The 23964-nt window shown below is 65.7% G+C and carries 14 protein-coding genes and 1 riboswitch; of the genes, 7 read left to right on the top strand and 7 right to left on the bottom strand.

The window, feature by feature from the left end; all coding sequences use genetic code 11:
* A complete protein-coding gene (locus FOC67_RS01335; protein WP_003110882.1) occupies positions 1 to 540 on the bottom strand; it encodes a (2Fe-2S)-binding protein in 540 nt (179 codons plus the stop codon).
* Positions 533 to 3364, bottom strand: a complete 2832-nt coding sequence (locus FOC67_RS01330; protein WP_009316241.1) for a xanthine dehydrogenase family protein molybdopterin-binding subunit — start codon at positions 3362 to 3364, stop codon at positions 533 to 535. Before FOC67_RS01330 ends, FOC67_RS01335 begins: the two co-directional genes overlap by 8 nt.
* A gap of 310 nt (positions 3365 to 3674) precedes the next feature.
* Between FOC67_RS01330 and FOC67_RS01325 the strand changes: the two genes are divergently transcribed.
* Positions 3675 to 4886, top strand: a complete 1212-nt coding sequence (locus FOC67_RS01325; RefSeq protein WP_003110884.1) for an MFS transporter — start codon at positions 3675 to 3677, stop codon at positions 4884 to 4886.
* Positions 4887 to 5045: 159 nt separating this feature from the next.
* On the opposite strand, the gene FOC67_RS01320 is transcribed toward FOC67_RS01325, so the two are convergent.
* From FOC67_RS01320 to cdrA, 3 genes are all read right to left on the bottom strand, one after another.
* Positions 5046 to 5435 carry a hypothetical protein gene (locus FOC67_RS01320; protein WP_003106768.1) on the bottom strand — a complete coding sequence of 130 codons (390 nt, stop codon included), beginning with the start codon at positions 5433 to 5435 and terminating at the stop codon, positions 5046 to 5048.
* Positions 5436 to 5737: 302 nt separating this feature from the next.
* A complete protein-coding gene (cdrB, locus tag FOC67_RS01315; protein WP_003094915.1) occupies positions 5738 to 7444 on the bottom strand; it encodes a two-partner secretion system transporter CdrB in 1707 nt (568 codons plus the stop codon).
* Positions 7445 to 7506: 62 nt separating this feature from the next.
* Positions 7507 to 14211 (bottom strand): two-partner secretion system adhesin CdrA, encoded by a 6705-nt coding sequence (gene cdrA / locus FOC67_RS01310; RefSeq protein ID WP_174707701.1) that lies wholly within the window; start codon positions 14209 to 14211, stop codon positions 7507 to 7509.
* 322 nt (positions 14212 to 14533) lie between these two features.
* On the opposite strand from cdrA, the gene FOC67_RS01305 reads away from it, so the two are divergent.
* The 5 genes from FOC67_RS01305 (at position 14534) to FOC67_RS01285 (ending at position 19662) form a co-directional block, all read left to right on the top strand.
* Positions 14534 to 15505 (top strand): 2-hydroxyacid dehydrogenase, encoded by a 972-nt coding sequence (locus FOC67_RS01305; RefSeq protein ID WP_003094919.1) that lies wholly within the window; start codon positions 14534 to 14536, stop codon positions 15503 to 15505.
* Between the two features lie 109 nt (positions 15506 to 15614).
* Positions 15615 to 16613 carry a class I SAM-dependent methyltransferase gene (locus FOC67_RS01300; protein ID WP_003141607.1) on the top strand — a complete coding sequence of 333 codons (999 nt, stop codon included), beginning with the start codon at positions 15615 to 15617 and terminating at the stop codon, positions 16611 to 16613.
* A gap of 94 nt (positions 16614 to 16707) precedes the next feature.
* On the top strand, positions 16708 to 18171 hold the full coding sequence (locus FOC67_RS01295; protein WP_003114709.1) for an amino acid permease: 1464 nt from the start codon (positions 16708 to 16710) through the stop codon (positions 18169 to 18171).
* 138 nt (positions 18172 to 18309) lie between these two features.
* Positions 18310 to 18433: riboswitch (yybP-ykoY riboswitch) on the top strand.
* A gap of 90 nt (positions 18434 to 18523) precedes the next feature.
* On the top strand, positions 18524 to 19102 hold the full coding sequence (locus FOC67_RS01290; RefSeq protein ID WP_003094926.1) for a TMEM165/GDT1 family protein: 579 nt from the start codon (positions 18524 to 18526) through the stop codon (positions 19100 to 19102).
* Between the two features lie 116 nt (positions 19103 to 19218).
* Positions 19219 to 19662, top strand: a complete 444-nt coding sequence (locus tag FOC67_RS01285) for a nuclear transport factor 2 family protein (RefSeq protein ID WP_003094928.1) — start codon at positions 19219 to 19221, stop codon at positions 19660 to 19662.
* Between the two features lie 9 nt (positions 19663 to 19671).
* Here the strand turns inward: FOC67_RS01285 and FOC67_RS01280 are convergent, their stop codons facing one another.
* Complete coding sequence (locus tag FOC67_RS01280; RefSeq protein WP_003121034.1) at positions 19672 to 20697, bottom strand: NAD-dependent epimerase/dehydratase family protein; 1026 nt, start codon at positions 20695 to 20697, stop codon at positions 19672 to 19674.
* 143 nt (positions 20698 to 20840) lie between these two features.
* The gene (locus FOC67_RS01275) at positions 20841 to 21662 is read right to left on the bottom strand and encodes a M48 family metallopeptidase (protein ID WP_003094932.1); all 822 of its coding nucleotides are present in this window, start codon (positions 21660 to 21662) and stop codon (positions 20841 to 20843) included.
* Positions 21663 to 21824: 162 nt separating this feature from the next.
* Between FOC67_RS01275 and FOC67_RS01270 the strand changes: the two genes are divergently transcribed.
* On the top strand, positions 21825 to 23963 hold the full coding sequence (locus tag FOC67_RS01270; RefSeq protein WP_003135079.1) for a methyl-accepting chemotaxis protein: 2139 nt from the start codon (positions 21825 to 21827) through the stop codon (positions 23961 to 23963).
* Position 23964: the final 1 nt, after the last annotated feature.

Genomic DNA, 23964 nt, shown 5'->3' with positions numbered 1-23964 from the left:
TCAAGCCTCCTTGACCAGGCCGAGTTCGTCGAGCACGTCGCGGGTGGCGCTGTAGTAGCGCACGTAGCCGGTGCAACGGCAGATGTGATGGCCGAGGCTGTCCTCGATCGCCTGCTCCAGCTCGCTGCGCTTGATCGGCTGGCGCTGGGCTTTTTCCACCAGCACGGTGGCGGCGTTGACGAAGCCCGGCGCGCAATAGCTGCACTGGAAGGCGAACTGGTCGACGAACTTCTGCTGGATCGGGCTCAGCTCGCGGATGTCGCCGTTCTCGTCGCGCTGGGCATGGCCCTCGATGGTGCGAACCTTCTTGCCGTCGAAGTAGTGCGCGCCGGTGATGCAGGTGCGCACTTCCTCGCTGGTGCCGTCCGGATTGTCGACGATCACCACGCAGGCATGGCAGATGCCCTGGCCACAGCCCAGGCGCGAGCCGGTGAGGTTCTGGTATTCGTGCAGGTAGTCGATCATCGGCAGGTCTTCGGCGACCTCCACCGGACCGACGGCTTGACCGTTGAGGGTCATCTGGAGCTTGCGGTTAGCCATGGAGGGCCTCCTTGATGCGGGCGGGAGTGATGGGCAGGTCGCGGACGCGCTTGCCGGTGGCGTGCGCCACGGCGTTGGCGATGGCGCCGACCACCGGGATCATCACCACCTCGGCGATGCCCTTGGCCGGATCGGTCGGTGACAGCGGCGGGAGGATCTCCGCCGTCTGGTTCCACACCGCCACGTCCTTCGCCCGCGGCAATCGGTAGCGGTTGAAGTTCCAGTCCCCTTCCGCGGGGCCGCCCTCGTAGAGCGGCATTTCCTCCAGCAGCGCATGGCCGATACCCATGGCGATGCCGCCCTCCAGCTGGCCCTTGACCAGCTCTGGCACCAGCACCCGGCCGCACTCGATCCAGGAATGGTGATCGAGCACCTGCACCTCGCCGCTGCCCTTGTTCACCTTCAGCTCGACCAGGGTCGCCACTGGGCTGTAGTAGGTGACCATCGCGTTGTTCAGCTGGGTCGCCGGATAAGCCGGATTCTGCCGGTCGAGCAGGTGGAAGCCGGCGCTGTTCATCATCGCCTTCTTCACTCCCGGCGCGCCGTCGCCGTACTTCACCGCCATGGCGTCGAGCGGCAGGCGTTCGCGCACGCCATCGATGACGAAGTCCGCCTCGGCCCAGCTCCAGCGGTTGAAGCCGTGGACGCTGACGCCGGTGACCAGGCCCATCTCGTGGGCCTTCTTCGCCAGCTCGGCGAAGGGAATCGGCGCCAGGCCGTTGCCGGTCAACTGGCCGTCGACCCATACCGCGTTTTCGCGGCGCACCACATAGGGATTGGCCTGGCCGCCGAACGGACCGCTGCGCCACAGCTCCAGGGCCGCCGGCCACAGGCCGTGGTTGAACAGCACGCGCGCGGCTTCGCGGGTGGCGTGGCTGAAATAGAACGCCGAGTTGGTCGCCGACGACGGCGAGGCCAGCTTGCCGACCCAGCGCGGATCGCGTAGCGCGGCGTCCTGCTCGGCCTGGCTCATCAGGTAGGGATTGCCCTTGGTGGTGAGCCGCAGCTCGGGCCATTCGGTCTCGGCGGTCTTCACCTCGTCCGCCGGACGGCCGAGGAAGTCGCCGACCACGAAGGCCTGCGAGGTGGACATCCCGGTACCGATCTCGGTGCCGATGTGGCGCAGGCTGATGCGCCCGTCGGCGCTGAACTCGATGCTCGCCATCGGCGCCTCGGCACCGGTGCCGAAGTCCTTCTGGCAAATGGCGAAGCCGACCCCATACCAGTTGTCCGGGTCCTCCGCGTCGTAGCGCTTCTTGCGTGCGTCGCGGTCCTTCCAGACCTCGTGGGCAGCGGCCTTGTCGAGGATCTCGTGCAGGCGCAGGGCACCGGCCGGGACCGCACCCTGGGTGTTCTTCATGCCCGAGCGCAGGGCGTTGCGACGACGCAGGTCGATGGCGTCGACGCCCAGCCGGCCAGCGATCTCGTCGACCATCATCTCGGTCGCGGCCATGGTCTGCAGGGTACCGTAGCCGCGCATCGAGCCGGCCTCCACGCCGCGCGAATGATAGGCGGTGACCGCCAGGTCGTTCTGCGGCATGTAGTAGATCGACTGCGCGGCGGTGGCGCCCACCGCCGCCACCGAGGCGCTGTAGTTGGCGCGCCCGCCGCCGTCGGCGCTCATGTCGGCGCGGAAGATGCGGAAGCCGAGGTCGTTCCTGTCTACCGCCAGTTGGTAGCGGATGTCGAACGGGTGGCGCTTGATGCCGCTCTGGAACTGCTCGTAGCGGTCGTTGGCCAGGCGCACCGGCACACCCTCGCCATACAGCGCGGCGAGCGCGGCATAGAAGACGAAGATGTTGTTGTCCTTGGAGCCGTAGCCGACGGTATAGCCCGGATGGATGTTGAGCTTCTCCAGGGCGAAGCGCGACGGCTTGATCATGTGCACGCTTTCGTAGGCGACTTCGAACGGGCACTGGGTGGCGACCACGAAGTGCAAGGTCTTGCTCGCCGCGTCGTACCAGCCGTTGCCGTTGTCCGGCTCCAATGCCGCCGGCTCGATCGATGGGGTCTTGTAGCGCTCGTCGAAGACCAGCCAGTCCTGCGGCGGGTTTTCCAGTTGCTCGGCCATGCGCTTGGCATGGAACAGCCCCTGCTCGGTGAGGTCGCCGTGCAGCTTCGGCTCGCGGGTCCATACCGGTTTGCGGTTGAGGATGGTGGGGAACAGCATCGAGTCCTTCAGGCTGGAGAACTCGTCGTCCTCGTAGGGCGTCTTGCCGCCGACCCGGACGAAGCGATAGCTGCCGTAGGGATCGCCCTGGTACAGCGGGGCCTGGGCGCCATAGCGGATCGCCTTGTCGTTGAACTTGAGCTTGAGCTTGGCCCGGCGGAAGCGCTCGAAGTCGTTCCAGATCAGGATCGCCACCGGATGGCCGATGAACATCGGCACCTTGCCCGGCGGCAGGAGCGGATCGGGCGAATGCGCCTCGGGGAAGACGATGCCGTCCTTCTCCAGGTCGGCGGCGGTGACGATACGGTCCGGCTGCAATTCGGCGCCCAGCCAGGAAAGGTCGTGGCCTTCGTAGATGCGGTCGGCGCGAACGGTCTTCAGCAACATGGCGTGGCCTTGCTGCTGCGGCCAGCCGGGCATGTCCCTGGCGCGGATATCGCGGGCGAACACCTTGTTGCCGCAGACCTTGGACAAGGCGTCGTTACGGAAACGGACCTGGCCGTTGCCCGCCATCCAGCGCTGGGCGGAAACGGTCACCTGGTTCTCGAACAAGGCAGCGAACGCCTGGCTGCCGAGCGGCGCCAGGGTGACACCCACGCCGGCGATCAACCCGCCCTGGAGAAAGGCGCGCCGGGATATATCACGGTTGGACATGCAAGTTCCTCTGGGTGGTACGGTTCCCACCCATGTCGTTATTCAGGCTTGAACAGCTCGTCCGGACGGACGAAGTGGAGCACGCAGGCGGAAAAACCTGACTCAGGAGTTAATTTTAGCGACAAGTCGCACCCGAGGAAAAGTCCCGTCTACCGCTGGAAGGCCCCATGGACACTCGACTTTGGTCGCCTGCCAGGCCGGCTCCAACCTTTTCGTGCGCTTCTCTGAATCTTCGATTTCGGCAATGGCAACAGCCAAGAGGTAACCACATGTTACTCTCCGCCCTCCTCTCGAAACGCCCGACCCCAGCATGTCCAGCCAACCCAGCTCCCTGCTCCGCCATCGTCCCTTCCTCGCCTTCTGGCTGGCCCGCGTCTGCACCGCCAGCGGCTTCCAGATGCTCACCGTGGCCATCGGCTGGCACATCTACGAACTGACCGGCAATGTCCTCGACCTGGGCCTGGTAGGCCTGGTCGAATTCCTCCCGCGGGTACTGTTCATGCTCCACACCGGGCACGTTGCCGACCGCTACGACCGACGCAGGATCGCCGCCCTCTGCCAGACCGGCCAGGCCCTGGTGGCGGTGGCGCTGGTGCTCGGCGCGGCTTCGGGAGAGATCACCCGCAACATGATCTTCGTCCTCGCCTTCGCCCTCGGTACCGCCCGCGCCTTCGAAATGCCGACCACCCAGGCGCTGCTGCCGAACCTGGTACCGGCCGGACTGTTCCCGCGCGCGGTGGCCGCTTCGGCTTCGGCGATGCAGGCGGCGACCATTGCCGCCCCGGCCCTCGGCGGCCTGCTCTATGCGTTCGGTGCCTCCTGGGTCTACGTGCCGACCGCGACTCTCTACGTCCTCGCCTGCGTCCTGACGCTCAGCCTGCCGGTACGCAACCAGCCGCTCACCCAGGGCAAGGCCACCCTCGACTCGCTGCTCGCCGGCATCCGTTTCATCCGCAGCCGACCGGACATCTTCGGCGCAATCTCCCTCGACCTGTTCGCCGTGCTCCTCGGCGGCGCCACCGCCCTGCTCCCGGTGTTCGCCAAGGACATCCTGCTCACCGGGCCCTGGGGCCTCGGCCTGCTGCGCTCGGCTCCAGCGGTGGGCGCCCTGGCGATGTCGTTCTGGCTGGCGCACTTCAGCATCGAACGCAACGTCGGGCGGATCATGTTCCTCTCCGTGGGCATCTTCGGCCTGGCAACCATCGCCTTCGGCCTGTCGAAATCGTTCTGGCTGTCCCTCGGCGTGCTGGTGGTACTCGGCGCCGCGGACATGGTCAGCATGGTCATCCGCGGCGCCTTCGTGCAGCTCGAGACCCCCGACGAGATGCGCGGCCGGGTCAGCGCGGTGAACGGCCTGTTCATCGGCGCCTCGAACCAGCTCGGCGAGTTCGAGTCCGGGCTCACCGCACACTGGTTCGGCACGGTACCGGCAGTGGTCCTCGGCGGGATCGGCACCCTGGTGGTCACCGGAGCATGGATGAAGCTGTTCCCTAGCCTGGCGCAACGCGACCGCCTGCACTGAGGCCAATGCCGTCGCGCGTCGCTGCCCCGACAGCGGCGTATCGGCGATAACGCCTGGGGCGTTATCCGTCCTCCCCATGGAACACCGCACCTTCTCGGCAATAAGAAAGCCCGGCATCGAGCCGGGCTTTTCTCGCACCTTGCGGCGTGATCCGCGGTGTCAGGCGGGGCGCCGCATCTCCCGATGCAGGCGGTCGACGGTGCGCTCGCTACCGTTGTCGGCCAGGCGCAGATCGACGCGCCCCATGTCCTTGTGCAGACGGTCGACGGTCTGTTCGCTGCCGTTCTCGGCCAGGCGCGCCTCGCGGCTGGTCATGTCGCGGTGCAAGCGATCGATGGTCTGCTCGCTGCCGCTTTCGGCGACCCGGCGTTCTTCCTGGACGCGCGGCGCCTGGGTCTTGCGCAGGCGCTCGAGGGTACGGTCGGAACCGTCGGAGGCGATCAGTTGTTGGGCACCGCGCAGGGCGATGGATTCGACCCGCGGTGCGGCGAAGGCGGCATTGGCGGTCAGGGTAGCAAGGGCGATGGCGAGGATCAGCGGGCGTTTCATGGCAGTGGCTCCAGGTATTCGTTACGTGGGGCCATTCTCTGTTCGGGAAACTCGATTGGAAAACGAAGCGCGCCAATAGTATTCATCGACGTTTGAAATAGTGTGAATAACCGCTCTAGCACAGCAGTTACAGCAAGAATACGCCTCTCCGACCGACCTCGACACGGATTGACGGCATCGATATGAAGAATCGAAGAAATCGAAAGTTTGAGAAAAACACTCGGAATTGAGCACGGACCTCCCTCTCCGCAGAACCGGAGAGGGGCTCCGTCAGCAGCCTCCGGAACGGAGGCCGGCAGGGTTCAGAAGCGCGCCACCACGTTGAACAGGACCCGCGTCTCGCGCTTCCCATCGCGCTGGTCGGCTGGCTCGCCGATGACCTGGCGGGCAATCTCCGGGTTGAACGACAACTGGTCGGTGAGGTTGAAGCGCACCCCGGCACCGATCGAGCCGAGCTTCTGCTGCTCGTCATCGTCCACGTCGAGGTTGTAGGTCTTGCCCCAGTCGTAGAAAGCGTAGGCCTGGTAGCTGCGCAGCCAGCTATAGCCCACCGCCTGGCCATAGCGCGGTTCGAGCTTCAGGGCGAAGCCACGGTCACCGGTGATGTTGCCCGGGGCGAAGCCGCGACCGATCCCGCTGCCGCCAACGCCGAAGCGCTCGCTCGGCAGCAACGGGTCGAAGCTGTACTGCCATTGCAACTCGCCATACACCGACCAGGGTCCGCCGAGCCCTTGCAGACGCCCGATGTTGCCGTTGAGATAGACGAAACGTCCGTCGGCCACTTCGCGGGAACGACGTTCATCGTCCTTCTTGGTCGCGCCCCACATGTCCAGGCCGATGTTGTTGCGCACCTCCGCCAGGTTGATGCCCATCCAGCGGTCGACCCAGTCATAGGTCAGGCGTTGCTGGAACACCCGCACATGGTCACGACCGGGGTTCGAGGCGTCGCTGGCGAAGTCGCGCAGGCGGGTCTCGGTATCCTTCCACTGCAACGCCAGGCCGCCGCTCAGGTTCTGCGAGCGCGAGCGGATGAAGGGATGGTTGTAGGAAATGCTGCCTTCGGTGCTCTTGCTGACGCTGTCGAAGGGGAATACCGAGTCCGGGATGTCCGGGTTGACCTTCGAATAGGAACCCATGATCTGCAGGGTATCGCCGGCGAACATGCCGCCCAGCGGCAACGTGCCGCGCAACTGGATGTAGCGGGTGGCATCGCTGAACGGCGAGATCGCACCGAGCACGTCGATCTGCTCGTAGAAGCCCAGGCGGGAGAACTCGGTGGCGCCGAAGGCCAGGGTGGTCGGGTCGGTGTAGTGCGAACCGCGGTTGTCGAGGCTGACGAAGCCTTCGTATCGCTGCTGCTGCAAGGCCACGTCGAGGTTCGACGAGCCCAGCGCCTGACCCGGGCTGAGCACGCTCTGCACGTTGACCCCCGGCAGGTCGCCGACCAGCAGCAGGCCGCGCTCCAGGGTATCGGCATCCAGCGGACGTTTTTCGGTCAGCGGTGCGAGCAGTTCCTCCACCCGCACCCGCGGCCCATCGACGGTTCCCTTGATCTGCACGTGTTCGAGGTAACCCTCGATCACCTGCAGGCGTACCTTGCCGCCCTCGATGCTCTGCTCCGGCACCACTACCTGGGTCAACAGGTAGCCGTCCTGGCGGTACTTGGCGGTGAGGCGGTTGGCCAGGTCGACCAGTTCGGCCAGGGACACCTGCTTGCCGAGCATATGCTGGTAATAGGACTCGAGCACCGCCTTGTCATAGCGGGTGTTGCCTTCGATGCGTATCTCGCGCAGTTCGAAGCGGATCTGTTCGCTGCCTTGCGGCGCGACCTGCTTGGGCACCACCAGCGGCGCCTCGGGCTTGGCCTGCGGCTCGCTGCGGGGCTTGAAGCGTTCATCGAGCTGGGATGGCTGTACAGTCCCTGGCAACTCCACGGCGGCGGCGGAAGCTGCCAGCATCCCGCAGCCACAGAGCGTCACCCAGCGAAGCGTCCATTGCGAAGGTTTCATCATTCACCTCGGGCAGATGACGCACTACCGCCCGGAGACGATAGTGCGCATTGCGAAAAGGGTTAGAAATTCAGAGGCTTGTTGAAGCAGCTCCAGTAGTCGGCCAGGTAGCTCTGGTTCGAGCAACCCGCCCCACTCTCGGCCTCTGCCCTGAGCGGACGATCGGTGAACTGCCCCACCCGCTTGGCGCTGGCGTCCTCCGCCGGACCCGCGGCGGTAGCCGGCAGCAGGTTAGGATCGCTGACGTCCATGCCCAGAGCGTAGGCGCGCAGGAACGGGTTTTCGAGGAACGGGTTTTCCAGCGTGGTGGTGCGGTAGACCGCATCCCCGGGGGTATCCGGATCGCGCCCCTTCTGCAGTTCGCGCAAGTCGGAGAGCGCTGCCAGTTGCCCCAGGTCGCCCGGCGTGACCGGCAGCGGCAGGATGCTCAGCAGGTTGCCCTGGTAGTTGAGCTGGTAGTTGCCGCTGGTGAGGGCAAGCCCACCCTGGAGGATGTCGTACTGGCCTACGGCTTCGCCGCCCACCCGACCGAGCCCGCCGGCGAGCACCTGACCGGCGCTATCGCCATTCTTCAGGCCGGAAACCTGATAGGTCAGCGCCGGGTCGGCGGTGCCGACCTGCTTGCTCTTGGCATCGGCGAATACGTTGAGCAGCGCCTTGGTGATGGTCAGGTCATTACCCTGGTAGGCCAGGTCATAGTTGCCACTGGTCAGCACCAGGCCGCCCTGGTTGATGCCATACACACCCACGTTCTCGCCTGCGTCGCGGTTCAGCCCGCCGGTCAGGATCGAGCCGGCGCTGTCACCGTTCTTCAGGCCGCTGACCTGGTAGGTCAGGCTCGGGTCGGCGTCGCCATAGACCTTGGTCTTGCCGTCGGCGATCACATTGAGCAGTGCCTTGGTGATGGTCAGGTTGTTGCCCTGGTAAGCCAGGTCATAGTTACCGCTGACCAGACCCAGGCCGCCCTGGTTGATGCCGTACACGCCGACATTCTCGCCAGCCACGCGGCTCAGGCTGCCACCGTTGAGCACCGCGCCAGCGGTATCACCGTTCTTCAGGCCGCTGACCTGATAGGTCAGGCTCGGATCGGCATCGCCATAGACCTTGGTCTTGGCGTCGGCGATCACATTCAGCAGCGCCTTGGTGATGGTCAGGTTATTGCCCTGGTAGCTCAGGTCGTAGTTACCGCTGTTCAATGCCAGGTCGCCCTGGTTGATGCCATACACACCCACGTTCTCGCCTGCGACGCGGTTCAGCCCACCGGTCAGGATCGAACCAGCGCTGTCACCGTTCTTCAGGCCGCTGACCTGGTAGGTCAGGCTCGGGTCGGCGTCGCCATAGACCTTGGTCTTGCCGTCGGCGATCACATTCAGCAGCGCCTTGGTAATGGTCAGGTTATTGCCCTGGTAGCTCAGATCGTAGTTGCCGCTGTTCAATGCCAGGCCGCCCTGATTGATGCCGTACACGCCGACATTCTCGCCAGCCACGCGGCTCAGGCTGCCACCGTTGAGCACCGCGCCAGCGGTATCACCGTTCTTCAGGCCGCTGACCTGATAGGTCAGGCTCGGATCGGCATCGCCATAGACCTTGGTCTTGGCATCGGCGATCACATTGAGCAGTGCCTTGGTGATGGTCAGGTTATTGCCCTGGTAGCTCAGGTCGTAGTTACCGCTGTTCAATGCCAGGTCGCCCTGGTTGATGCCATACACACCCACGTTCTCGCCTGCGACGCGGTTCAGCCCACCGGTCAGGATCGAACCAGCGCTGTCACCGTTCTTCAGGCCGCTGACCTGGTAGGTCAGGCTCGGGTCGGCGTCGCCATAGACCTTGGTCTTGCCGTCGGCGATCACATTCAGCAGCGCCTTGGTAATGGTCAGGTTATTGCCCTGGTAGCTCAGATCGTAGTTGCCGCTGTTCAATGCCAGGCCGCCCTGGTTGATGCCGTACACGCCGACATTCTCGCCAGCCACGCGGCTCAGGCTGCCGCCGTTGAGCACGGCACCGGCGGTATCGCCGTTCTTCAGCCCGGACACCTGGTAGGTCAGTGCCGGATCGGCATCGCCATAGACCTTGGTCTTGGCATCGGCGATCACGTTCAGCAGTGCCTTGGTGATGGTCAGGTTATTGCCTTGGTAGCTCAGGTCGTAGTTACCACTGTTCAATGCCAGGTCGCCCTGGTTGATGCCATACACACCCACGTTCTCGCCTGCGGCACGGTTCAACCCACCGGTCAGGATCGAACCGGCGCTATCGCCGTTCTTCAGGCCGCTGACCTGGTAGGTCAGGCTCGGATCGGCATCGCCGTAGACCTTGGTCTTGGCGTCGGCGATCACATTCAGCAATGCCTTGGTGATGGTGAGGTTGTTGCCCTGGTAAGCCAGGTCATAGTTACCGCTGACCAGACCCAGGCCACCCTGCTGAATCGCATAGTTGCCTACGTTTTCGCCGGAGACACGAACCAGGCCGCCGCCATTGAGCACCGCGCCAGCGGTATCGCCATTCTTCAGGCCGCTGACCTGGTAGGTCAGGCTCGGGTCGGCATCGCCATAGACCTTGGTCTTGGCATCGGCGATCACATTCAGCAGAGCCTTGGTGATGGTCAGGTTATTGCCCTGGTAGTTCAGGTCGTAGTTCGCGCTGACCAGGCCCAGGCCGCCCTGGTTGATGCCATACACGCCGACATTCTCGCCAGCCACGCGGCTCAGGCTGCCACCGTTGAGCACCGCGCCAGCGGTATCACCGTTCTTCAGGCCGCTGACCTGATAGGTCAGGCTCGGGTCAGCGTCGCCATAGACCTTGGTCTTGGCATCGGCGATCACATTGAGCAGTGCCTTGGTGATGGTTAGGTTATTGCCCTGGTAGCTCAGGTCGTAGTTACCGCTGTTCAATGCCAGGTCGCCCTGGTTGATGCCATACACACCCACGTTCTCGCCTGCGGCGCGGTTCAACCCACCGGTCAGGATCGAACCGGCGGTATCACCGTTCTTCAGGCCGCTGACCTGGTAGGTCAGGCTCGGGTCGGCATCGCCATAGACCTTGGTCTTGGCGTCGGCGATCACATTCAGCAGCGCCTTGGTGATGGTCAGGTTGTTGCCCTGGTAAGCCAGGTCATAGTTACCGCTGACCAGACCCAGGCCACCCTGCTGAATCGCATAGTTGCCTACGTTTTCGCCGGATACACGAACCAGGCCGCCGCCATTGAGCACCGCGCCAGCGGTATCGCCGTTCTTCAGGCCACTGACTTGGTAGGTCAGGCTCGGATCGGCATCGCCATAGACCTTGGTCTTGGCATCGGCGATCACATTGAGCAGCGCCTTGGTGATGGTCAGGTTATTGCCCTGGTAGCTCAGGTCGTAGTTCGCGCTGACCAGACCCAGGCCGCCCTGGTTGATGCCATACACACCCACGTTCTCGCCAGCCACGCGACTCAGGCTGCCACCGTTAAGCACCGCGCCAGCGGTATCGCCGTTCTTCAGGCCACTGACTTGGTAGGTCAGGCTCGGATCGGCATCGCCATAGACCTTGGTCTTGGCATCGGCGATCACATTCAGCAGTGCCTTGGTGATGGTCAGGTTATTGCCCTGGTAGTTCAGGGTGTAATTGCTGCTGACCAGGCCCAGTCCACCCTGGTTGATGCCGTACACGCCGACGTTCTCGCCAGCCACGCGGTTCAGGCTGCCGCCGTTGAGGACCGCACCGGCGGTATCGCCGCGCTTGAGACCGGAGACCTGATAGGTCAGCGCCGGATCGAGGTCGCCGTAGACCTTGGTCTTGGCATCGGCGATCACGTTCAGTTGCGCCGGGGTGATGCGCAGGTCGTTGCCGACGTAGCTGAGGGTGTAATTGGCCGTGTTGAGGCCCAGCCCGCCCTGAAGTATCCCGTAGTTGCCGACGTTCTCCCCGGCCACCCGGCCGAGGTTGCCGCTCAGCACGCCGGCGGCGGTATCGCTGTTCTTCAGGCCACTGACCTGGTAGGTGAGGGTCGGATCGGCGTCGCCATAGACCTTGGTCTTGGCGTCGGCGCTGACGATCAATTGCGCCGGCGTGACGGTCAGCTTGCCGTCCTGGCGCACCAGTTGGTAACGCTGGCTGAAATACTCGCTGCCATTGGCGTTACCGGTGATCGCGTACTGCCCGACGTTCGACGCCTGGGTCGCCGTGGTGCTGGCGGTCGCCTGGTAGAGGTCGTTGAACTGGCTGTTGACGTAGGCGTCGATGGCGTTGATGCCGGACATCGTGGCCGTCAGAGTCGGATTCACATCACCGTAGACGCGGGTAGCGTCATTGGCGGTCAGGGTGGCGGTCTGCTGGCGGGAAAGGATGTCGCCGGCAGTGGTGGTGGTCTTGAACATCTCCACCTGGGCGCGCTCGGCGAAGCTGTTGAACGCTCCCTCGCGCATGAACAGGTCCAGGCGGGTATCGACGCGGCTGGTCTTGCCGCCGAGGCCGAAGATCAGTTCCTCGGTCAGGCCGGTGCCGACGTCGTACTGCAGTTCGTCGGTCACGCCGATCACGCCGCCGAAGCCCTTGACGCCCCAACTGGTGCCCCAGTTTCCGGTCCAGGTGGTGACGCTGCCGTTGCCGGCGGCGACGGTGAACCCGCTGGGCGCACCGCCGTTCGGGGTGGCGGTGACGTTGCTGCCGTTGACCTGGTAGCGCAGGTTGGTCACCAGGTAGTCCGACGAATCGTTGGTCGGGAAACTGGCGGAACCGCTGACCCGCCGATAGGGCAGCGCGGTGAACACCAGGCGGTCGAACTCGCTGTTGCCGTCGGCGGTCAGCGTGTAGTTGCCGGTGGTGCCGACGCTGTTGGCCTCGAGAATCCGCGTGCCGACGCTGGAGACGATGTTCTGCGCGGTGCCGGTCATGCTCTGGTTGATGAACGGATCGAACACCGTGCCGCTCGTGGTCACGCCGGTGGCGTTGCTCTGCCGGTACTTGAGCGTACCGTTGAAGGTCTGCAGCGCCAGGTTGCCGGCGTAGTTGTCCCAGGAAGCCAGGTCGATGCTACCGGCGCGGCCGGCGAGGTTGGCGGCGATCAGCGCGGTACCGGCCTGCTGGCTGATCTTGCCGGCGGTGCTGGTCTGCATCCACAGGGTGCCGCTGCCCAAGTCGACGATGCCGCTGGTCTGCGGCGTGCCGCCGCTGAGGAAGTTGATGTTGCCGCCGGCGCGGATTGCCAGGCTGCCGTTGCGGAACAGGATCGGCGCAGAGATATCCACCGCACCGGCAGGTCCGGTGGCGATCAGCTCCAGGCCGCGACTGGCGCCGCCCAGGTTGCTGGTGATCAGCGGCGCTTCCACCGACAGCCGGTCGCTGGCGCTGAGGGTCACCTTGCCGCCTGCCAGCGCCCCGGTAACCACCGAGGCATTCACCGTCGCGTCGCCGCTGGCGCCGTTGGCGCCCCCCACCGAACCTGAGGTGCCGCCGGAGGCGACGATGCGCAGGGTGGTCGGGTCGAGCAGCCAGGTGCCACCGTTGCCGTAGGGTGCGGCGACGCTGACGTAGGCGCTGTCGGCGATGCTCAGGTTGACCTTGCCGGAGGTCTCCACCAGGCCGCCGTTGCCGCCCTGGGCGCCGCCGCGCGCGAGGATCCGCCCGTCCATGCGGGTATTGCCGTCGGACCAGACCACCGCCAGGCCGCCATTGCCCTTGCCGGTAGCCGAGACGTCGATGCTGGCGCCCTTGGCCAGCGTAGCGTTCTTCGCTCGTGGCAGCTCGCCGCGGCCCTGGAAGTCGCCGCCGATGCGCACGCTGCCGCCCTGTGCGGCGCCGCGGGCGTCGATGCTGGCGGTGCTCGCCAGGGCCACCTGCTGCCCGCTGACCAGCACGTCGCCGCCGTTCTTCGGACCGCTGACGTCGATCTTGCCGGCGATCTGGATGTCCCCGGACTTGCTTACCAGCGCCACGCTGCCCTCGCGCACCTCGGTGCCGCGGGCAAGGATCACGCCGGACAGGTTGACCGCGTTGTCGACCACCCGGGAAGCCTGCTCGGCGGTGATCAGCACGCTACCGCCGTCGGCCTGGATCGCGCCGCCGTTGCTGACCAGCGCCTGGGCATCCTGCGGCTTGCGGGTAACCGGGTCGGTCACGGCGATCGACACCAGGCCATCGCCGTAGAGGTCGATGGTCGCGGCGTTGCCGGCGGCCATCGCCACGGTGCCGAGGCGGGCGTTGATCACGCCGTTGTTGGCCACGGACGGCGCGACGAAGGCCGCCAGGCCTTTCTCCGCGACGCTGATGCTGCCGTCGTTGACGATCCGCGCGTCGGGGTTTCCGGGCTGGTCGAAGATCAGCTTGCCCTGGCGGAAGTGTTCGTCGCTGATGTTCGCCGTGGTGGTGATCAGGGAGCCCACGTCGACCTTGGCCGAGCCGCTGAAGACCACGCCGTTGGAGTTGTAGATGATCACCTGGCCGGGCGCGGAGATGCGCCCGGCGATCACGCTTTCCTGGCCTGCGGTGACCCGGTTCAGGGTCGACGAGGTCACACCGGGCTGGTTGAAGCGCACCGCCTCGTCGGCGGAGACGTCGAAGCCCTTCCAGTTGATGATCGCGCGCTGGGTGCTCTGGTCGATCAGCGTGGTCTTGCCCTGCTGGCTAATCTTGATCTCGTTGGGGTTGAACTGGGCACCGGTAGGTGCCGCCATGGCCGCGTTGATGCTGGCGATGGCGAACATGAGGGTGCTGCTGGCGGCAAGGACGAAACGCCCTTCCCTACCAGCTTTCGAAGAGGTGCGCTTGCCGCGCTGGCTATCCGGACGGACCATGAAAATCTCCCTATCTGCGTGGCGCACGTCAGTTTTCCAGCACTGCATTTCGTCAGTTAAATGACGAAAATCTGAGAAGCAATTCACATTGCGCCTTGTGTGCCAAAAAAATGCCTTTCAGATCAAAAATTGTCCACTTGAAAGGGCGACCGTTCGTCGGAGTGACTCAAAAATGACACTACCGAGGTTAAATATGTAATACCGTCAAAAAACCGACAATACTTTCGGGATAATCACTGTCAAGAAAACCGGAAGACCTCCCTGGCACGCGGGTTTGCTAGGCTAGGCAGCCCCCGTCCGCTGCCGCCAAGGAACCCCTTCCATGAGCCATGCCCTGCGCGCCGTTTTCCTCGACCATGCCTCCCTCGACCTCGGCGACCTGGACATGCGCCCCCTGCGCGCCGCCTTCGACGAGCTGCAACTGCATGCCGCCAGCCAACCGCAGGAAGTCGCCGCGCGGCTGCACGGTGCGCGGGTCGCGATCAGCAACAAGGCGCCGATCGACGCGCAATGCATCGCCGCCTGCCCAGAGCTGGAACTGATCCTGGTCAGCGCTACCGGCACCAACAACATCGATCTCGCTGCCGCTCGCGAGCGCGGTATCGTCGTCGCCAACTGCCATGGCTACGGCACGCCCTCGGTAGCCCAGCACACCCTCGCGCTGCTACTGGCCCTGGCTACGCGCCTGCCGGACTACCAGCAGGCGGTACGCAGCGGCCGCTGGCAGCAATCCAGCCAGTTCTGCCTGCTGGACTTCCCCATCGTCGAACTGGAAGGCAAGACCCTCGGCCTGCTCGGCCATGGCGAACTGGGCGGGGCGGTGGCGCGGCTGGCGGAGGCGTTCGGCATGCGCGTGCTGCTCGGTCAGTTGCCAGGACGGCCCGCCCGGGCGGACCGCCTGCCGCTTGGCGAACTCCTGCCACGGGTCGACGCCCTGACCCTGCACTGCCCGCTGACCGAGGACACCCGCGGGATGCTCGGCGCCGCCGAACTGGCGCTGATGAAGCCTGGCGCCTTCCTGGTCAATACCGCCCGTGGCGGCCTGGTCGACGAACAGGCGCTGGCCGACGCCCTGCGCGGCGGCCACCTGGGCGGCGCCGCCACCGACGTGCTCAGCGTCGAGCCGCCGAGAAACGGCAATCCGCTGCTGGCCCCCGACATCCCGCGCCTGATCGTCACCCCCCATAACGCCTGGGGCAGTCGCGAGGCGCGGCAGCGCATCGTCGGCCAACTGGCGGAAAACGCAGAGGCATGGAAGGCCGGGCGCGCCCTGCGGGTAGTCAACGCCGGCTGATACGTCGCTGCGGGCACCGCGCACGGATGAACGGCGATCCTCGCCGACAATCCATGCGGGTATGCCAGGCCCAAGCCTGTTAAGATTTCCCATTTTTTCCGGAGCCCGCATGGACCCTCGCAGTGAAGTGCTGCTGCGCCAGCGCCACCTCTTCGCGACCCCGCTGCTGCTGGCCGGCCTGCCCGCCGACGACCTGCTCGCCGAGCTACCGCAGGCCCAGGGCTGGAGCTGGCACGCCGGCGAGCAGGCGCAGCTGGACGCCCGCTTCCCCGACCGTAGCCGTTTCGACACGCGGGCGCCGACCGGCGCCTGGACTTCGGCCGTTCTGTTCCTGCCCAAGTCCCGCGAACTGACCGACTACCTGCTGGCCAGCCTGGCCGCCCGCCTGCCCGGCGGCGAACTCTTCCTGGTCGGCGAAAAGCGCGGCGGGATCGAGCGCGCGAGCAAGCAGTTGGCCGCCTACGGCAAGCCCCGCAAACTGGATAGCGCGCGGCATTGCCAGCTCTGGCAGGTGCGTATCGAACAGGCGCCGGCCGAGCCCGACCTGCACGCCCTGGCCCAGCGCTACAGCCTGCCGCTGGCCGATGGCGAGCTGCAGGTGGTGAGCCTGCCGGGGGTGTTCAGCCATGGCCGCCTGGATCGCGGCAGCGCGCTGCTGCTGGGGCAACTGCAAGCCCTGCCCGGCGGCCATCTGCTGGACTTCGGCTGCGGTGCCGGCGTACTCGGGGCGGTCCTCAAGCGTCGCTACCCCGCCAGTCGCCTGACTCTGCTCGACGTCGACGCCTTCGCTGTCGAGAGCAGCCGACTGACCCTCGCCGCCAACGGCCTGGACGGCGAAGTGATCGCCGCCGACGGCATCGACGGCGCGCCGCGCGAACTCGCCGCGATCGTCAGCAACCCGCCCTTCCACCAGGGCGTGCACACCGACTACCAGGCCTCCGAGCGCCTGCTGCAACGCGCCGCCGAGCACCTGGCGCCGGGCGGCGAACTGCGCCTGGTCGCCAACAGCTTCCTGAAGTACCCGCCGTTGATCGAACGCCACCTCGGCCCCTGCCGGACACTCGCCGAAGGCGACGGTTTCCGCATCTACTCCGCCCGTCGCTCCTGATTTCTGCCTGGAACCCTGTGAATGAAGCTTTTCCTCTCCCTGCCCGCACGCCCGCAGCCAGCCCCTTCCGTGACCATCCGCCGGGAGGCCGCCGATGACTGACCTGAACACCAGCCAGGGCCAGCAACTGCGGCGGGTGCTCAAGCCGCGCCACCTGAACATGATCGCCATCGGCGGCTCCATCGGCACCGGGCTGTTCGTCGCCTCCGGGGCCACCGTGGCCACCGCCGGGCCCGGCGGTGCGCTGCTTTCCTACGCCCTGATCGGGCTGATGGTGTACTTCCTCATGACCAGTCTCGGCGAGATGGCCGCCTACATGCCCGTTTCCGGCTCGTTCTGCACCTATGGCAGCCGGTTCGTCGAAGATGGCTTCGGTTTCGCCCTCGGCTGGAACTACTGGTACAACTGGGCGGTGACCATTGCCGCGGAACTGGTGGCGGCGCAACTGGTGATGAGTTTCTGGTTCCCCGAGGTGCCGGGCATCTACTGGAGCGCGATCTTCCTGGGCATCATGTTCGGCCTCAACGTGATTTCCGCGCGTGGCTTCGGCGAGAGCGAATTCTGGTTCGCCCTGATCAAGGTAGTCACGGTGGTGATCTTCATCGGCGTCGGCCTGGCGACCATCTTCGGCATCATGCATGGCGTGGAGTCGCCCGGCTTCAGCAACTTCACCATGGGCGACGCGCCCTTCGTCGGCGGCTTCCAGGCGATGGTCGGGGTGGCGATGATCGCCGGCTTCTCGTTCCAGGGCACCGAGTTGATCGGCATCGCCGCCGGTGAATCGGAAAATCCGCGGAAGAACATCCCGATCGCCATTCGCCAGGTGTTCTGGCGCATCCTGATGTTCTACATCCTGGCGATCTTCGTGATCGGCATGCTGATTCCCTACACCGACCCGAACCTGCTGAAGAACGATGCCAGCGACATCAGCGTGTCGCCCTTCACCCTGCTCTTCGAGCGCGCCGGCTTCGCCGCGGCGGCCGGGGTGATGAACGCGGTGATCCTCTCGGCGATCCTCTCCGCCGGCAACTCCGGCATGTACGCCTCGACCCGGATGCTCTACAACCTCGCCCTCGAGGGCAAGGCACCGCGCCTGTTCTCCCGTGTCTCGCGCAGCGGCGTGCCACGCAATGCGCTGTACGCCACTACCCTGGTCGGCGCCCTGTGCTTCCTCACTTCGGCCTTCGGCGACAGCACCGTCTACACATGGCTGCTGAACACCTCGGGCATGTGCGGCTTCATCGCCTGGCTGGGCATCGCCATCTCCCATTATCGCTTCCGCAAGGGCTACCTGGCCCAGGGCGGCCGCCTGGAAGACCTGCCCTACCGGGCCAAGCTGTTCCCCTTCGGCCCGCTGTTCGCCTTCGCCCTGTGCATGGTCATCACCCTCGGGCAGAACTACCAGGCGCTGGTGGGCGAACGCATCGACTGGATCGGCCTCCTCGCCACCTACATCAGCCTGCCGCTGTTCCTGGCGATCTGGCTGGGATACCGCTGGAAGAAGCGCGCGCGCTTCGTTCGCTACCACGAAATGGACGTCAGCCCGACCAATACCTGATTCACCCTGCCGCCCAGCGATTCCTCGCGGATCGCTGCGGATGCCGGCACGTTTCCTTGCGATCAGGCTCCCTCGCCGCCCTCCCGGACGAAAGTTTCCGTCCCGGGCTTGCCCAAGCCGCCCGGCTTGGGCAGAATGCGCCCCGTCCTAGGGGAGTAGTCTCCCGCGAGCGCCGCACCGGCCTCGCCCGGCACGCGTCAACACACTTGGTCCGCAGACCATGGCGCGCGCGACCCAAGCCTGCCCAGACAGGCCAAGGGTTTGACAAGACCTATGACACGCACGATCTGACCCGGGGCGGGCAGATGGCGCGTGTCATGGTGATTGGTCGACCCGCCCCTTAGGAAGCCTGATGGAATCGCTGTTCGTCCCCACCCTGATCGTTGCCCTCGCGGAAATCGGCGACAAGACCCAGTTGCTGGCACTCCTGCTCGCGGCGCGTTTCCGCAAGCCGTGGCCGATCATCGCCGGCATCGTCGCCGCCACCCTGGCCAACCATTTCGCTGCCGGCGCGGTGGGCGCCTGGGTCGCCAGCTTCTTCTCGGAAGCCACCCTCAGCTGGATCCTCGCCGCCTCCTTCATCGCCGTCGCCCTGTGGACGCTGGTACCGGACAAGCTCGACGACGAAGAGTCCGGACTGAAGAAATACGGCCCCTTCCTCACCACCCTGATCGCGTTCTTCCTCGCCGAGATGGGCGACAAGACCCAGGTCGCCACGGTCATGCTGGCCGCCCAGTATCCGCATTTCTGGCTGGTGGTGATCGGCACCACCCTGGGCATGCTGATCGCCAACGTACCGGTGGTACTGATCGGCAACCTGGCCGCCGATAAGCTGCCGCTGACCCTGATCCGCCGCCTGGCCGCGGCCGCCTTCGCCGCACTTGGCCTGTACGCCGCCTGGCACGCCGCGCAATTGACCGGCTGGCTCTGAAGGACTGCGCCGCCGGGCCCGGGATGGCTGGGCGGCCAATGCAAAATGCATAGGAACGGCTACAGTTCAGGCAGGCACCGGATGCCTGCCCCACCACTCGCCCACGAGAGCCGGAGATGCCCTCACACGACCTGAAACGACTCGCCCGCCATCACATCGAGCTGTCCTGGAACAAGGGCCGCATGGCGTTGGTGGAGCAGTTGCACAGCAAGGATTTCCTCTACAAAAGCTCGTTCATCGGCCATCCCCTGGATACCGCCGGCTATATCCGCCTGCTGCAGGACATCCGCACGGCGATGCCGGACCTGGAGGTCGTGGTCGAAGACTGCATCGGCGAGGAACGCAAGGTGTTCACCTGGAGCACGCTGATCGGCACCATCGTCCGGCCGACCCTGGGCTATCCGGCCAGCGACAAGGTGCTGAGCATTTCCGCGATGGGCTTCTGGGTGTTCAACCCGCAGGGCCAGTTGCAGGAGCTGTGCACCATGTTCGACATGGAGAGCTTTCGCGCTCAGCTGGGACTGCAGACCCGGCCCTTTGCGGAAAAAGCGCTGCCCTAGCCAACCGTCCTAGGCGTTGAAATAGCCGTTGTCGCGGAACCAGTCGATGGCGCGCAGCAGGGTGTCGTCGAGGGCGGTGGTGGAGAAGAAGCCGAGTTCCTCGCGGGCCTTGCGTCCATCGAGGAACTGCCCGCCAGCCATCACCTCGATGGCGGTTTCGTCGAGCAGCGGCAACTGGCCGCTGACCCGGTAGCGCAAGCGGCCCAGGGTGGCCAGCGCGCGAGCCATGGCCATCGACATCGGCTGCGGCGCAGGCTGGCCGAGCAGCTCGGCGATGCGCCGGGTCAGGTCGGCCATTTCCAGGTTGTGCCCGGTCAGCAGGTAGCGCTCGCCGATACGCCCGCGCTCAAGGGCCATCAGCAGGCCGCGCCCGGCTTCGGCGGCATCGATGACGTTACGCTGGCCGGCGACGTAGTGGGTCATCTCGCCATTGCCGATGGCGGTGATCACGCGTCCGGTGGTCGGGCCGATGTCCAGTTCGCCGAGTACCATGCCGGGGATCCCGATCACCACCGGCAGGCCGTTGCGCGCCTGCTCCCGGGCCTGCTCGTCGAGCGCCCATTTGCACAGCACGTAGGAACTCTTGCCGCTCGGCAGGCTGTCGTAGAACAACCCCTCGTGCCCCGGTAGTCCCTGGGGATGCCGGGGCATGGCATATGCCGAACCGACGTAGAGGATGCGCGGCACCCTGGCCTGCAGGCAGGCGGCATAGAACGGGTTGGTCTGGCCCAGCGCGCTGGCCACTTCCTCCTGCCAGCGGCGCGGCCGCGAAGGATAGTAGCCGGCGCTGAAGATCACCCCGTCGAGGCCGCGCAGGGCGCGTTCCAGGCCGGCGTGGTCGAGCATCTCGGCGACCCGGCACTCGGGCTCCAGATAGGCGAGACGCTGGATCTGCGAAGAAGGACGGTGGATCAGCACCAGATCGTGACCGGCGGCCCTGATGGCGCGCGCGGCGTGATGTCCCAGCAGGCCGGTGGCTCCGAGTACGGCGTATTTCACATGAGCTCCAGGGCGTGAGAGTGGCTGTTCGTCCACGGGTCCCGCAAGCGGGTCGGCCAGCAGTCTAGGCCGAACGCCGGCGAGATACCAAACAGCAGGTTACGGAAATACACAACAGGCGTTTCCGATGGTAAGCCTGTCGGCGCGCCGGCCGCCCCCCGCGACCGCGCGCCCTGGCCTCACTTGCCGCGCCTGGCCTGCTGGTACAGCGGCATCACCTTGGGAATCGCGGCCTGGAGATTGGCCATCCGCGAACTGTCGGAGGGGTGGGTGCTGGTGAACTCGGGCTGGCTGGCACCGCCGCTGGCCTTGCCCATCTTCTGCCAGAGGGTGATCGCCGCTTCCGGGTTGTAGCCGGCGCGGGCGGCCAGCTCGAGACCGATCAGGTCGGCTTCGTTCTCGTTGGCACGACTGTTGGGCAGGGTCATCAGGTAGTCGACGCCGGTATTGGCCAGTTGCAGGCTTTCCTGGCCGAGGCCGGCCAGGGCGCCGATCTGGCTGGCGACCTGCACGCCGTAGGCCTTGGACATGGCCTCGCGCCCATGCTCGCGCAGGGCGTGAGCGATCTCGTGGCCCATCACCGCGGCGATCTCGTCGTCGGTGAGCTTCAGCTTGTCGATCAGCCCGGTGTAGAAAATGATCTTGCCGCCGGGACCGCAGTTGGCGTTGAGTTCGTCGCTCTTCACCACGTTGACTTCCCAGTTCCAGCTGGTGGCGTCCGGGCGGAAGGCGGCGGTCTGCGGGATCAGCCGCTGGGCGATCGCCTTGACTCGCCGCGCGTCGGCACTGCTGGTATCGAGCACGCCGGCGCTTTTCGCCTCGCCGAGAGTCTTCTGGTACGACTGGGCGTACATCTGGTCGACTTCCTGGCTGGACAACATGCTGAACATGTATTGCTTGCGGTCGACGCCGACGGCGCCGCCGCTGGTGGTGTTCACTGCCTGGCAACCGGCGAGCAGCAGCGCGCCGGCGAGGGTGGCGAATCGGAAGGGATGAGCCATGGTCCTTTGTTCTCCTCTGAAGGCCGAGCGCATGGTAGGCCGCGCCTCGAGCGCCGGCAACAGCCGTTGGCGAGGAAATCTCCATCGGCCGATTAAGGATTTGCCGCCCTCTTGCCGATAACCTCGCCAGAGACAATTCCAACAAGGGTCGGAAGTCCCATCATGAAGCTCAAGTCGATCCAGTTTTCTGTCGCCGCCCTCGCCGGCGCCAGCGTTCTAAGCGTCGTCGTGGTGTTGGTGCTGTATGCCCTGTTCGCCGGCGCGCGAACCCAGGAACTGGTGCAGCAACGCACCCAGGGCCTGCTGGAGAAGGTCATCAACGAGCGCCTGGTGGCCCTGGCCCGCGCCCAGGTCAGCCAGATCCAGCGCGAGCTGGAGTATCCGCTGACGGTGGTCCACGGCCTGGCCAACAGCACCCGCCTGCTCGGCGAGCCGGGCGCCGACGGCATGCCGCAGCTGAACGCCAGCCGCGACGAAATCTCCGCGCTGCTGCGTAGCACCGTGCAGAACAACCCCAAGCTGCTCGACACCTTCATGGCCTGGGAAGCCAATGCCTTCGATACCGACGCCGCCTTCGCCGGGCAACCCGGCAAGGGCTACGGCCCGGATGGTCGCTACCTGCCCTGGTGGTATCGCGGCGCCGACGGCAAGCCGATCGTCGAGGCCATGACCGACAGTATCGATAGCGAAAAGCTGCTGCCCACCGGGGTGCGCGAGAACGAATTCTACGCCTGTCCGAAAGAGAACAAGCGTCCCTGCATCATCGACCCGGCCCCCTACGAAATGGGCGGCAAGACCGTGATGATGTCGTCCTTCAACGTGCCGATCATGGTCGGCGACCAGTTCCGCGGCGCAGTCGGCGCCGACCTCTCGCTGGCCTTCATCCAGGACCTGCTCAAGCGCGCCGACCAGCAGCTCTACGATGGCGCCGGGGAAATGGCGCTGATCGCCAGCAACGGCCGCCTGGTGGCCTACACCCGCGACGACAGCAAGCTCGGCGAGCCCGCCGGCAGCGTCCTCGACGGCAACGAAGTGGACAACCTGAAGAACCTCACGATCGACCAGCCGCTCTACGACATCGACGCCGAGCACGGTCACATCGAGCTGTTCCTGCCTTTCACCATCGCCGACAGCGGCGTGCGCTGGACCCTCATGCTGCAGATTCCCCAGGCGGCGGTATTCGGCGAACTGCAGCAACTCCAGGGCGAGCTGAGCGACCAGCGCCAGCAGGATATCCTCGGCATGAGCCTGGCCGGCCTGGTGGTAGCGGCCCTCGGCCTGCTGGTGGTCTGGCTGGTCGGCTACGGCATCGCCCGGCCGCTGCGCCAACTGGTCGGTATGCTCGACGACATCGCCCAGGGCGAAGGCGACCTCACCCGCCGCCTGAGCAGCGAGCGCGCCGACGAGCTGGGCTCCATCGCCAAGGGCTTCAACACCTTCCTCGGCAAGCTGCAGAACATGATCGGCCAGGTGGTGCAATCGGTGCAGAAGGTCAGCGACTCCTCGGAGCACACCGCCGACATCGCCATCCGTACCAACCAGGGCGTGCAGCAGCAACTGGCGGAGATCGAACTGGTGGCCACCGCGGTCCACGAGATGACCGCCACCGCCCAGGACGTGGCGCGCAACGCCACCCACGCCGCCGAGGCAGCCAACCACGCGGACCAGGCCGCGCACCAGGGCAAGCAAATCGTCGAAAGCAGCTCGGCGGCGATCCAGGCCCTGGCCAGCGAGATCGGCCGCGCGGTCGGCGTGGTGCAGAACCTGGCCAAGGACAGCGAAAACATCAACGCGATCCTGGTGGCGATCCGCGGTATCGCCGAGCAGACCAACCTGCTCGCCCTCAACGCCGCCATCGAGGCCGCCCGCGCCGGCGAGCAGGGTCGCGGTTTCGCGGTGGTGGCCGACGAGGTACGCAACCTGGCGCAGAAGACCCAGCAGGCCACCGAAGAAATCCAGAGCATGATCCAGCAGTTGCAGCAGGGCACCCGCGACGTGGTGAAGGTCATGCAGGACAGCCAGGACCGCACCGACGACAGCGTGCGCCATGCGCGCCAGGCGGCCGAGGCGCTGGAGTCGATCACCCAGGCGGTATCGGTGATCAACGACATGAACACCCAGATCGCCAGCGCCGCCGAGGAGCAGAGCGCGGTGGCCGAGGACATCAACCGCAACGTCGCCAACATCGGCCAGGTCGCCAACCAGGTGGCCGGCGGCGCCGACGAGGCCTCGCAGGCCAGCGCCGAGCTGACCCGCCTGGCCGAGCAGCAGCGGCGCCTGGTGAATCAGTTCAGGGTCTAGC

This window comes from Pseudomonas sp. FDAARGOS_761, from assembly GCF_013343155.1.
Lineage (GTDB): Bacteria > Pseudomonadota > Gammaproteobacteria > Pseudomonadales > Pseudomonadaceae > Pseudomonas > Pseudomonas aeruginosa.
This window is presented reverse-complemented; position numbering and strand designations above follow the sequence as displayed.

Coding starts and splice junctions, on each gene's coding strand:
- FOC67_RS01335 (WP_003110882.1), bottom strand. CDS start 540: ATGGCTAACCGCAAGCTCCAGATGACCCTCAACGGTCAAGCCGTCGGT.
- FOC67_RS01330 (WP_009316241.1), bottom strand. CDS start 3,364: ATGTCCAACCGTGATATATCCCGGCGCGCCTTTCTCCAGGGCGGGTTG.
- FOC67_RS01325 (WP_003110884.1), top strand. CDS start 3,675: ATGTCCAGCCAACCCAGCTCCCTGCTCCGCCATCGTCCCTTCCTCGCC.
- FOC67_RS01320 (WP_003106768.1), bottom strand. CDS start 5,435: ATGAAACGCCCGCTGATCCTCGCCATCGCCCTTGCTACCCTGACCGCC.
- cdrB (WP_003094915.1), bottom strand. CDS start 7,444: ATGAAACCTTCGCAATGGACGCTTCGCTGGGTGACGCTCTGTGGCTGC.
- cdrA (WP_174707701.1), bottom strand. CDS start 14,211: ATGGTCCGTCCGGATAGCCAGCGCGGCAAGCGCACCTCTTCGAAAGCT.
- FOC67_RS01305 (WP_003094919.1), top strand. CDS start 14,534: ATGAGCCATGCCCTGCGCGCCGTTTTCCTCGACCATGCCTCCCTCGAC.
- FOC67_RS01300 (WP_003141607.1), top strand. CDS start 15,615: ATGGACCCTCGCAGTGAAGTGCTGCTGCGCCAGCGCCACCTCTTCGCG.
- FOC67_RS01295 (WP_003114709.1), top strand. CDS start 16,708: ATGACTGACCTGAACACCAGCCAGGGCCAGCAACTGCGGCGGGTGCTC.
- FOC67_RS01290 (WP_003094926.1), top strand. CDS start 18,524: ATGGAATCGCTGTTCGTCCCCACCCTGATCGTTGCCCTCGCGGAAATC.
- FOC67_RS01285 (WP_003094928.1), top strand. CDS start 19,219: ATGCCCTCACACGACCTGAAACGACTCGCCCGCCATCACATCGAGCTG.
- FOC67_RS01275 (WP_003094932.1), bottom strand. CDS start 21,662: ATGGCTCATCCCTTCCGATTCGCCACCCTCGCCGGCGCGCTGCTGCTC.
- FOC67_RS01270 (WP_003135079.1), top strand. CDS start 21,825: ATGAAGCTCAAGTCGATCCAGTTTTCTGTCGCCGCCCTCGCCGGCGCC.